8 protein-coding genes are annotated in these 11651 nt (G+C 55.2%); 3 read left to right on the forward strand and 5 right to left on the reverse strand.

Annotated features, from left to right (window positions below; translation table 11 throughout):
• The 3 genes from V6D20_08195 to glnA form a co-directional block, all read right to left on the reverse strand.
• Positions 1-902: M28 family peptidase (locus V6D20_08195; GenBank protein ID HEY9815761.1), on the reverse strand; the 902-nt coding region annotated here is incomplete at its 3' end.
• A 2-nt stretch (positions 903-904) separates the two neighbouring features.
• Positions 905-3610, reverse strand: coding sequence for a DUF3536 domain-containing protein (locus V6D20_08200; protein HEY9815762.1), 2706 nt, complete (start codon positions 3608-3610; stop codon positions 905-907).
• Positions 3611-3978: 368 nt separating this feature from the next.
• On the reverse strand, positions 3979-5400 hold the full coding sequence (gene glnA / locus V6D20_08205; GenBank protein ID HEY9815763.1) for a type I glutamate--ammonia ligase: 1422 nt from the start codon (positions 5398-5400) through the stop codon (positions 3979-3981).
• A 763-nt stretch (positions 5401-6163) separates the two neighbouring features.
• Here glnA and apcB point away from each other — a divergent pair.
• Positions 6164-6673 (forward strand): allophycocyanin subunit beta, encoded by a 510-nt coding sequence (gene apcB / locus V6D20_08210; GenBank protein ID HEY9815764.1) that lies wholly within the window; start codon positions 6164-6166, stop codon positions 6671-6673.
• A gap of 386 nt (positions 6674-7059) precedes the next feature.
• Entirely contained in the window at positions 7060-8544 is a 1485-nt protein-coding gene (locus tag V6D20_08215; GenBank protein ID HEY9815765.1) for a DEAD/DEAH box helicase family protein, read from the forward strand.
• A 60-nt stretch (positions 8545-8604) separates the two neighbouring features.
• On the opposite strand, the gene V6D20_08220 is transcribed toward V6D20_08215, so the two are convergent.
• Positions 8605-9081 carry an SRPBCC family protein gene (locus V6D20_08220; protein ID HEY9815766.1) on the reverse strand — a complete coding sequence of 159 codons (477 nt, stop codon included), beginning with the start codon at positions 9079-9081 and terminating at the stop codon, positions 8605-8607.
• 446 nt (positions 9082-9527) lie between these two features.
• Here V6D20_08220 and V6D20_08225 point away from each other — a divergent pair, with 446 nt between their 5' ends.
• The gene (locus V6D20_08225; protein ID HEY9815767.1) at positions 9528-11105 is read left to right on the forward strand and encodes a mechanosensitive ion channel; all 1578 of its coding nucleotides are present in this window, start codon (positions 9528-9530) and stop codon (positions 11103-11105) included.
• Between the two features lie 156 nt (positions 11106-11261).
• Here the strand turns inward: V6D20_08225 and V6D20_08230 are convergent.
• Positions 11262-11651: M10 family metallopeptidase C-terminal domain-containing protein (locus V6D20_08230; protein ID HEY9815768.1), on the reverse strand; the 390-nt coding region annotated here is incomplete at its 5' end.

The raw sequence follows: 11651 nt of genomic DNA on the forward strand, positions 1-11651 counted from the left end.
CGATCGCTGGCCTGGTGATAGTGGGGATTGCGAAAGTTAGCGGTGTCGGTTACCAAAACTGCGCCGATGCCCTGCTCCCAAAAGGCGGCATGGTCACTGCGGGCCACGTCGGGCAGCAGGGTACTCTCCGCTGGCACCAGCAGACTGAGAATCGGCGGGGTGCGATCGCTGTCTGCGGGGGCAAAGGCTTCCACTAGATCTGCATGGGGGCGATCGCCAATTACCGCGAGAAAGTCACCGCGATCGCTCACCGGGTTCAGGGGTAATTGATCTGGATAGGTTTGGCAACCGGGACGATGGCAAGCATAGCCCACCATATCCAAGATGATCGCGCCTTGGAGCCCTTGGATCTGGGCTTCATCAGCCGCAAAGGCTCGGCTGCCCAGCAATCCTGTTTCTTCTTGATCAAAGATCGCAAGGGTGAGCGATCGCTGGGTCTGTATCTGTCCTGTCCCCAGTAGGCGAGCCACGTCGAGCAGCACCGCTAAAGCGCTGGCATTGTCATCCGCGCCGGGAGATTGGGAAACGGTGTCGTAGTGGGCTGCCAAGAGCAGGCGATCGCGCTCTGGTGAGGGTGAACCAAGATGGGCCACTAGGTTGACACCCTCGGCAAAGGGCAACCGCTGGGTCTGCCATCCTGATTCCGTGAGTGACTGCTCTAGATAATCGAGGGCTTGCAGGCGATCGCCCTCTTCGATCCGAGGAAAAGACAGGGCTGCAACATCCGCCATCAGCCGTTGGGCATCGACGCGCACCGGCAGCGCCAAGTCTGGGATCGCGCTCATCTGCTCTGCCATAGAATCCTGGGCGATCAGCGGAGCATTCAACAGCCGATGGCCACCCAAGATACCGAGGATGACGCCCAGCACCAGCAGCAGTGCCAACCAACGTCTCTGACGCATGACTAACCCACCTCAGGATCCGCCATCAGTCCTTGAGATAGCTGCTCTACCTCTACATGATCCTGAAAGGCGATGCCTTCCAGTTGGTCAATATGTTCTAGCCAAAAGGGTACGTCAATGGCTAGGGTTCTCCCCAGCTCCAACAGGCGGCCAAGGTGAGACAGGGACCAAGCTGGATGGGGATGGGGCGACTCTAGACCGGCCTGTCGCCATTGCTTCAGTTGGGGCAAAAGTTGGGTGTTAAAGCTCTTTAGGTATAGCTCCTGGGCCCGATCTAGGGATAGGCCTAGATGGAGGCGATCGCCCACTTGAATCAAGTTTTCCAGCCAAGGAATCATCTCGTCTGCCACATCAGCCTCGGCGCTATGGAACAGATGCCAAAGGGTGCGGATCACCAGTTGTTCAATCACCTGCTTGGCCTGGGGAAGACGCAGATCGCAGCGGAAGGAGTTGGCCTCGGTGGCGATCGCATCTAGATCTGCTACGTAGCCTAGGCATTGCTGCAGGTTGAGATGGGAGAAGTCGCCTGTATCTCGTTCCAGCGATCGCACCGCGCTCATGGCCCGATGGGTGATAGCAATTTCTGCCGCCACTTTCAGCTCTTGGGGCGGATCCAGTTCATCTCGCTGGAAGGCCATCAGCACGCCGTAGTTATCGCGGTAGACCTGGGTATAGAGCTGATCCAATCGGGTCAGGGTTTCCTGGGTTAGCAGCCGCATAATCCGGTGGCGTTCTTCGGCAAAGAGGGTTTGTAAACTATAGGACTGATCGCCAAAGGCCCGGCTCATGGCTAGAATCACATGGGCGGCGCTGGCCTGCTGCAGGGAGTCAAAAATATCCTGCTTCATTTGGCTATAGAGCCGTCGTCCGGGAAAGGTTTGGATGCAGCAATGGAAGTCCCAACCGCCCAAATGCAGCACCGCCAGCATCAAGTCAGCGCGTTCCTGGGTGATATCTGAGGTCAGCACCACTTGCCCCACCGCTAAGGTCAGCGCCCCAATCCGCTGCAGTTGGTAATCCACCTGATGGGCGGTATAGCAATAGATGCGCTGTTGCTTGGCATAGGCAGTGAACAGGGAGCTAATGGCGTAGTGGGCAGCTACCTGGTTGTGGGTAATCTGAGACGACACCACCAACTGGTGGTAGAGATCTGCCCCATCTCGATAGGTCTCCACATTGCTGGGAGCCGCCGACAAACGCCGCAAAAATTCTGGCTCAAGCTGAATGCCGGTGACATCCGCCGCTAGCTCAATAGCTCGGGCGGCATAGCGGAGAATCTGAACGCCTTCGGGGCGGGAAATTTCTTCAAAAAACCAGCCGCAACTGGTGTACATCAATAGGGAATGGCGCTGCATTTCCAGCAAGCGCAGGGCGTCCACCCGTTCGGCTTCGGTGAGGGGATGGTCTTGGTGGGCGGCAAAAAATTCGGCGATGTTCTCAGGGGAGCGATCGCGAATCACCTGAATGTAGTTATCCCGAGCGCTCCAGGGATCGCCAAAAAGCTGAGTACCCACGTCTTCATAGATGGCTACGAGGCGATCGCGCAACCAATCGAGGGAATCTCGCAGCGGTCGCCGCCATTTTTGGTGCCATAGTCCACCGCCGCCACAGCCGCAGTCATCCTGCCAGCGATCGACCCCATGGGAACAGCTCCAGGCCGTTACGGGCTTGAGTTCCACTTCCCAGGTGGGTGGACAAATGCTCAGGTAATGGGCATAGTTGGTCACTGTCCAGCCTCGACGGGGAAACTCCACCGCCACGGCATAGGCCACGGCTTTTTCGCGTCCAGCTTTATGGTGCCCGAAGGTTTCACCATCGGTGGCGGCGGAAATGAGCTGGGAGGCGCGATCGCCCCGGACGGCCTGCCCAATCCGGCCGGCAAAATGCTGGGAACTGCTCAAGACTTCGTTAAAGCCCATATCGCGGGAAATTGGGCCATCGTAGAAAAAGATGTCGAGGTAATCGCGTTGGCGATCGCCCCCGGGCACAAAACAGCGGTAGGGCTGGGTGGGATCGATCTGACTGCCGCCTACCTCTAGCCAGTCGGCATGGGCCGCTTCGTTGTCATGGGGAATCAGCCGACAGCGCTGGGCCTGGGAGGGAGCTAGGACAATGAAGCGAATGCCCTCCGCCACCAACGCCTTCACCGTATCGGCATCCACCGCCGTTTCCGCCAGCCACATGCCCTCCGGGTTGCGACCAAAGCGAGAGTAGAAATCTGCCTTGCCCCAGCGAATTTGCGTATATTTATCGCGCTCGTTGGCCAGGGGCAAAATAATGTGGTTATACACCTGGGCAATGGCGTTACCGTGACCCTGGAGGCGATCGCAGCTTTGGCGATCGGCAGCTAGAATCCGCTGGTAGGTTTCCACGTCATGGCGTTCTAGCCAGCTCATCAGTGTGGGGCCAATGTTGAAGCTGATGTATTCAAAATTGTTGACCAGCCCCACCAGTTCGCCCTGGTCGTTCAAAATCCGCGCAAAGGCATTGGGGCGGTAGCATTCATGGTGGATGCGCTCATTCCAGTCGTGGAAGGGTGCGGCGCTGGGCTGGCGCTCAATTGCATCTAGGTAGGGATTTTCCCGAGGCGGCTGATAGAAGTGACCATGAACCGTCACATACACACCCGTCGCTACGCGCAGCGGATCGGGATGGGTATCAGCGTTCACCTCAGCCGAGGCGGAAGAATGGGGGAAATGAGTCACCATAAAAGCATATCCAAGGCAAACGTCTTTTAACTCTCTGGGCAGCGGCACGATGCGAATGGTGCGCACAGCTTAACGATCGGCTATACCTAACCAGCGATCTAGCACCAGGGGCAAGGCTAGTCAGGGCAACAGGTCGTAAACTTGAGCGTTCAACCGCTTGGCGCATCCCACCCAGGGGACGGCACCACACCTATAGGCTATCCTAGGGGGCGATCGCCCCGATGTGACCCGAACCTCAGACAATTTACAGGATTGCCCCAAGCGCCCAGACACCTGCATCAAAACATCGGGGATGGCTCAGACCATCCTGAACCCTCCCCGATGTCAATGCTAACCCGTGACGTTTCCTAGACGTTGACGAGTCTGGTCTACACGTCGTAGTAGAGCGCAAACTCGTAGGGGTGAGGACGCAGACGCATGGGATTGACGTCGTTGTCGAGCTTGTATTCAATCCAGTTGGTGATGAAGTCTTCGGTGAAGACGCCACCCACGGTGAGGAACTCGTGATCTGCTTCTAGGGCCTTGAGGGCATCGAGCAGCGAGCCAGGGGTGGACGGAATCTTGGCCAGTTCTTCAGGGCTGAGGTCGTAGATGTCCACATCCAACGGATCGCCAGGATCAATTTGATTCTTGATGCCATCAATCCCTGCACAGAGCATGGCGGCAAAGGCCAGGTAGGGGTTGGAGGTGGCATCGGGACAGCGGAACTCCAGCCGCTTAGCCTTGGGGCTATTTCCAGAGAGGGGAATCCGTACGGAAGCCGAGCGGTTGCCTTGGGAGTAGGCCAGGTTCACCGGCGCTTCAAAACCAGGCACCAAGCGCTTGTAGGAGTTGGTGGTGGGGTTGGTGAAGGCCAGCAGCGCCGGAGCGTGCTTGAGGATGCCGCCGATGTAGTACAGAGCCATTTGGCTCAAGCCAGCGTATTTGTCACCGGCAAATAGGGGTTGCCCATCGTTCCAGATGGATTGGTGGGTGTGCATCCCGGAGCCGTTGTCGTTAAACAAGGGCTTGGGCATGAAGGTGACCGTTTTGCCATACTTCCGACCCACATTCTTAATGCAGTACTTGTAGGTCATCAAGTAGTCGGCGGCTTGGATCAGCTCAGCAAAGCGGAACCCTAGTTCACACTGACCACCAGTGGCTACCTCGTGGTGGTGTTTTTCAATGGGGACACCGCAGTCTGCCATGGTCAGCAGCATTTCGGTGCGGATATCTTGCAGGGTGTCAGTGGGGGCCACCGGGAAGTAGCCTTCTTTGTAGCGAGGCTTATAACCCAGGTTGCCACCGGGCTCTTCCTTACCGGAGTTCCAACGGCCTTCCACGCTGTCTACGTAGTAGTAGCTGGTGTTTTCGGTTTGATCGAAGCGCACGTCTTCAAACACGAAGAACTCAGCCTCAGGGCCAAAGTAGGCGGTGTCGCCTAGCCCAGTAGATTTCAGGTAATCAACCGCTTTATAGGCGATCGCCCGGGGACAGCGCTCGTAGAGTTCGCCCGTACGGGGCTCTTTGATGGTGCAGATCAAGCTGAGAGTAGGCTCTGCCATGAAGGGATCTACCCAGGCAGAATCTGGATCGGGCACCATCATCATGTCCGACTCGTTGATTGCTTTCCAGCCCCGGATACTCGACCCATCAAATGGCACACCATCTACAAAGCTGCTTTCATCGATCTGGTCATAGTACAGCGTGAGATGTTGCCAGATCCCTGGCATGTCAATGAACTTGAGATCGACCATCTTGATCTTGTCAGGGCCGAGCATGTTCAAGACATCTTGTGCAGTTTTGGTCATGAATTACTCCTTAGTTTCCAGGCTGCGGTTGCAGAACAAACAGCGTGTGAGGGACAAAAAAATAGAGGATTGGGAACTCGGTCACGGAGGGCTAGACCACGACCCAGGTGAAGATTCGCCTAGACTTGGCGATCGCCCAGTGAACCAAATTAACACGTGCCATCGAGGAGCGATCGCCCCTCTTACCTTCCCCTAAACCAAGCTTCCTCAGTTACTTCTATCGCGGGAGCCCCGGGGAATTGGCCAGGGAGGATGCTTTTATACCTGAATCATCCTAGAAATTGGGTTGACGACGTTTTGTATCAAGCGCTACCAAACCCTGATGTCCTCTGAGAATTTGGGGTGGAATTCTGTGGAATTCTTAGGTTTCAACCTTAAAGATTCATGACCTCGCGATCGCCCCTTGGTCTCAGAATCTGACCGATTCCTTGCTGGGCTCAATCGGTGTCAACTGCCCCGATAGCAGCAACTCGCCGGACACCTGACCGCCGTTACTCACCCAGTTCATACAAAACTTAACAATCCTCAAGGGCTGAAGGCTAGGCTGAATCCCGATTACAGCCAACCTCGCATGATACACTTATGTCTGAAATTCATTCCTTATTGTGAGCGAGACGGCAGCCTTAGGGGAGCGATCGCTATGTCATGAGGGGCTAGGCTGTCTAGATTGGCTCCATTGCCCCCTTAGAGGTGTTCCTCAGTTTTGTGAGAGCGCCGCGACCTATAGTAAACATTTGTTAGGAATTGTTGGGAGACAAACTTCATGCGGGACGCAGTCACGAGCCTAATTCAAAACTACGACGTCACTGGCCGATACTTTGACCGCGATGCTCTCGATACCCTAAAGTCCTACTTTGAGTCTGGGGTGTCCCGAGTTCAGGCAGCAGCCATCATTAACGCCAATTCATCCAACGTGGTCAAGCGCGCTGGGTCTACTCTATTTGAGCAGGTTCCTGAGCTGATTCGCCCAGGCGGCAACGCTTACACCACCCGTCGCTATGCCGCTTGCCTGCGGGATATGGACTACTACCTGCGCTATGCAACCTATGCTTTGGTGGCCGGCAACACGGATGTTTTAGACGAGCGTGTTTTGCAAGGGCTGCGCGAAACCTACAACTCGCTGAGCGTGCCCATTGGCCCCACCGTCATGGGTATTCAAATCATGAAAGCCATGGTGAAAGAGATGTTGGCTGATGCGGGGATTGAAAATACGGCGTTCGTAGACCAACCCTTCGACCACATGACCCGCGAACTCAGCGAAGTGAACATTTAAGCGATCGCCTCTTTTAGTAGAGATCAATCAGTTATGGATCGCTCAGTATAGGCACGATTGGACGCAGCGGTGATCCCTATTGGTATCTTCTAGCCCCCTCATGTAGAAGGGCATCAGAGTCACAATCTGCCTGACGTAGCGGTTCGCCTGAACAACCTCAATCCCCTTGATGTCTAAAGCTAGGTCATCGAGGGGATTCTTATAGGGCGATCGCTATCGATAGGTTCAGTCCCAGTAGGATGCGTTGGGCGTAGCCGTAATGCGTCAAACCCTCACGAGACGGCGCGTTGCAGGGCAATGCCCACTTACAGGAGGATAGCTCTCACTAACCGACGCAGACCAGAGCGCGCTAGAGTTCCAATAGTTCAAGGTTTCTGTTCGGCACCATGGCGCGCACCCCCACCCTCACCTTCGATCGCGGTACGCTCATTCTTCATCCACCGCCCCGAGGCAAAGCCTGGGTAGACCATGCTGTCTGGGACGATCGCATCGAGCGGTTTCGCATTCCAGCGCTGCACTATCGTCCCCTAATCGAAACGCTGCAGGCCGACGGAGCCACGATTGACGATCGCGCCCGTGGATTCGATCGCCTTGATCTCACGCCTGCCGTCAGCCTTACGCCCTATCCCCATCAGCAGGAAGCGCTCCAAGCCTGGATGAACCAGGGACGGCGGGGGGTTGTCGTTCTACCTACTGCCGCAGGCAAAACCTACCTGGCCCAGCTAGCCATGCAGGCCACACCGCGCAGCACCTTGGTCACCGTCCCCACCCTAGATTTGATGCATCAGTGGTATGCCCACCTAACGGCAGCCTTTCCCGATGTGGAGGTGGGTCTACTGGGCGGTGGTTCCCGCGATCGCTCTCCCATTCTGGTGTCAACCTACGATAGCGCCGCAATCCATGCCGAACGGTTGGGCAATCAATACGGTCTGTTGATCTGCGATGAATGCCACCATCTGCCCAGCGACTTTAACCGGGTGATCGCCGAATATGCGATCGCTCCCTATCGGCTCGGGCTCACGGCCACCCCCGATCGCAGCGATGGCCGCCATACGGATTTGGATGATCTCCTCGGCCCCGTCGTCTACCTGCGCACCCCTGATGACCTGGCCGGTCACTCTCTGTCGCACCATGAGGTGGTGCAGATTAAAGTCGCGCTGTCTGCCCAAGAACGCGATCGCTATGATGAGTTGATTCAGCGCCGTAATCAATTTTTACAACAGGAAAGTATTTGGCTTGGCAGTCTCCAAGGCTGGCAGCGGTTTGTCCAGGCAAGTGCTCGTTCCAAAGCTGGACGGCGGGCCATGCTGGCCCATCGAGAATCGAAAGCGATCGCCCTAGGCACGGAAGGGAAATTGCGGGTGCTCAACGATTTGCTAGCGCAGCACTATCCAGCTCAGACCCTGATTTTCACCAATGACAACGCCACCGTCTATCGCATTTCCCAAGACTTCTTGATCCCCGCCCTCACCCATCAAACCCCAGTCAAAGAACGCCACGATAGTTTGCAGCGCTTTCGAGAGGGGCAGTACCGCATCTTGGTCGCGTCCCATGTGCTCAACGAAGGTGTGGATGTGCCGGAGGCCAGCATCGCCATCCTGCTCTCGGGCAGTGGCTCTAGTCGAGAATATATTCAGCGGCTCGGGCGGATTTTGCGCCGCAGTGATGGTCAGAAACATGCCATTCTCTACGAGGTAATTGCGGAAGAAACAGCAGAGGAAGGGGTGTCCAAACGACGACATACTCAATCGAAGGCCCGGCCGCCCCAACTTGAGCTTGTACCCGATTCCTATCCCACAGATTCTCCCAGCCGTCGCGCAGCAGAGGCTGGAGCTGAATGGCAGATGCCGGAGGAGGAACCGCCTTTTTAGAGTACAGCTTTGGATAGACCTCGACCCTGGACACCCAAAGCTAGCCTCTTGGAGCGATCCCTAGCGTGCCGTCTGTTGGTACACCTCCTCCGCCACCCGCTTCAACCGCCGCAATTGAGCTTTCATATCGGCCTTTGTCCAATCCGCCGCGAAGGTGTTGAATCCATAGCGTACTAAACCATTGGGGATCACAAACTCAAACCGATTCAGCAAACGGGTGCCCACCGCGCTGGGATAGCATTCCCAGCGATCGCGACCTTTAAAGAAACCTTCAAATTGCCACACCACTAACCCTGGCTCCCGCTCCACCACCACGCTTTGTAGCGCAGGCATCCACAAGGGAACTTGAATGACAAAACGGCTGCGACTGCCTACCTCTGTCCGCCAATCGCCCACCGGTTCACAACGTAGGGCAGGGTTGAGCCAGCGGTGCATGAGCCCGAGATCTGTAAAGCATTGCTCCACGGACGTAGCACTCGCCCGGATATCGATACTCTGTTCAAAAATTTGATACTGCTCTGCCATGTCCAACGACATTATGCTTAACCACCCTTGAGATGCTTGTCATCCTCACCCGTGTCAGGAATCTACCTATGTAGGGTAGATAATTCCTCGAAGACAGGGTATAAATTACCCGTGAAGATTTAGTGTCTTTGCCTAGATCTATCCTAAAAGCTAGCACCAAGAGTTTCGACCTTTTTCAAGATGGCAATCACATCATTGGTGCGATCGCCAAGGGCTGGCATGACGTTGAGCCATCGCGTCTAGTAGCCAACTAGGATCCTGAGTTCCTCGCCCGTTCCCAGACTAGATGTCTGGTCTAGTTTGCCGTTCATAAAGTTGCTAGACCGGCTAGGCCTAAATCTTCAGCGATTCGTTATTATTCGCTCACTCGCCTTCTGTACTTCATGTCGGTTGTATAGGTTGGTCAGGGTGAGAGCCAGTATTTTAGAAGTGCGTTGGAGAGTCTTTAGTTAACCATTATGAATGGATTCCTTGAAACCCTTGGATCGCAGCTTGGAGGCTTCCTACCTAGCCTCATGGGTGCGATCGCTATTTTGGTGGTGGGGTGGATTATTGCCACTGCCATTGCCGCTGCTACTCGCGGCATCCTAAGCCGCACGGATATCGACAACCAGATTGCTAGATGGGTCATAGGCGATCGCGCCGATGACACGAAGCTGCCAACAGAAAAGTGGATCTCAACAGCGATCTACTGGATTGTGATGGCCTTCGTCATCGTGGCCTTTTTGCAGGCGCTGAAGCTGGATGTTGTTTCTCAGCCGCTGAATAATTTCCTAGATCAGATCTTCAGCTATCTGCCTAAGATTGGCGGCGCTGCCATTCTACTAGGAGTTGCATGGCTGTTGGCAACGATCGTTCGCTTGTTTGTCCTTCGTGGCTTACAGCGATTTCGTCTTGATGACCAGCTTGCCGAACAAACAGGAACAGCAGTCAGTGATTCACCGATTGTGCTCAACGAAACGTTGGCCAATGCGCTGTACTGGTTTGTCTTCCTATTTTTCCTCCCCCTAGTTCTGGATGTTTTGGATCTGCAAGGGCCCCTTGCCCCAGTCCAGAATCTTCTTGATCAAATCCTGTCTGCCCTGCCTAAGATTTTGACCGCTGTCATTATTGGGGCTGTGGGTTGGCTGATTGCCCGCATCGTGCGCGGCATTGTTACCAATCTTCTCAGTGCCACGGGGATCGATCGCCTGGGTACCCGTATGGGCTTGACGGAAGCAGCCGGAACGCTGTCTCTCTCTAGCTTGGTCGGCACCGTCACCTATGTTTTAGTGTTGATCCCTACGGCAGTTGCCGCCTTGCGGGCCTTAGAAATCAGTGCTATTTCTGACCCCGCTGTGGCCATGCTGGATCAGATCTTGGCGGCCATGCCGAAGATTTTCACCGCCGCCATCATCATGGTGGTGTTTTATGTGATTGGTCGATTTGTCGCCGATCTCGTGTCCAGTATTTTGGCAGGGGTTGGGTTCAACAATGTCTTAACCTGGCTGGGCCTACCCAGATCCCTCTCTACTCCGCCATCGGATGTCCCCGGTGCAGCTCCTGCGCCTGGAGAAACACCAACGATGCTCCAAGAAGAAACCATTCCATACCGCACGCCTTCTGAAATAGTGGGTCTGCTGGTGTTGATTGGTATTCTGCTCATTGGTGCTGTGGCGGCTACAGAAGTGCTCCAGTTCCAACAACTTACCGTTTTGGTGCAGGGTATCCTCACCGTTTCCGGGCAAGTCTTAGTCGGCGTTGCGGTGTTCGGCGTTGGTCTATACCTCGCGAACATTGCCTTCAGTTTGATCGTCAGCTCTGGCGGCCGTCAATCTCGGATTGTGGGTCAAACGGCTCGAATTTCCATCATTGTGCTGGTGTCGGCCATGGCACTTCAGCAAATGGGCATTGCCACCAATATCGTCAACTTAGCCTTCGGCTTGCTCTTAGGAGCGATCGCTGTTGCTATTGCCATCGCCTTTGGTCTAGGTGGCCGCGATATTGCTGCGGAGCAAATGCGCCAATGGCTATCGTCCTTCCGGGATAATGGCTAAGTCTCGGGCGATCGCCTCCCAAGTGTGCGTTGACTAGACTGACTTAAGTGACATTTAAAAACGAGCACGGGCGCATAAACCCATGCTCGTTTTTTATGCCTCGTTGGGGCAGATCTCCAGACGAAGAACACAACTGCGCCACTGGAGACTATGCCATCAAATGAGGAAATCGCGACGGGCGGATATATCGCTGATGTCTGTGTCTCTCAACACGGCCAGGTTATTACCATTAACACTAATCACCGTCGAGCGATTTAACCCTAAGCCAATCGAAGGGCCAATGGTAATGTCGCGGTAGTTGATGCCTAGACTGCGCAGGTCAATCCGATCGTGACCAGGCTTGAAGTCCTCAATCACATCCACCCCATGGTTGAGACGTTCAAATACAAAGATGTTCTTGCCTGGGCCGCCGATTAAGGTATCATTACCCGGCCCGCCAATCAGGACATCGTTGCCGCCACCGCCGTTTAAGACGTCGTTGCCTGAGTCACCGATTAAACGGTCATTACAGCCACCGCCAAAGAGGCGATCGCTGCCGCTACGGCC

Source organism: Candidatus Obscuribacterales bacterium (assembly GCA_036703605.1).
GTDB lineage: Bacteria > Cyanobacteriota > Cyanobacteriia > RECH01 > RECH01 > RECH01.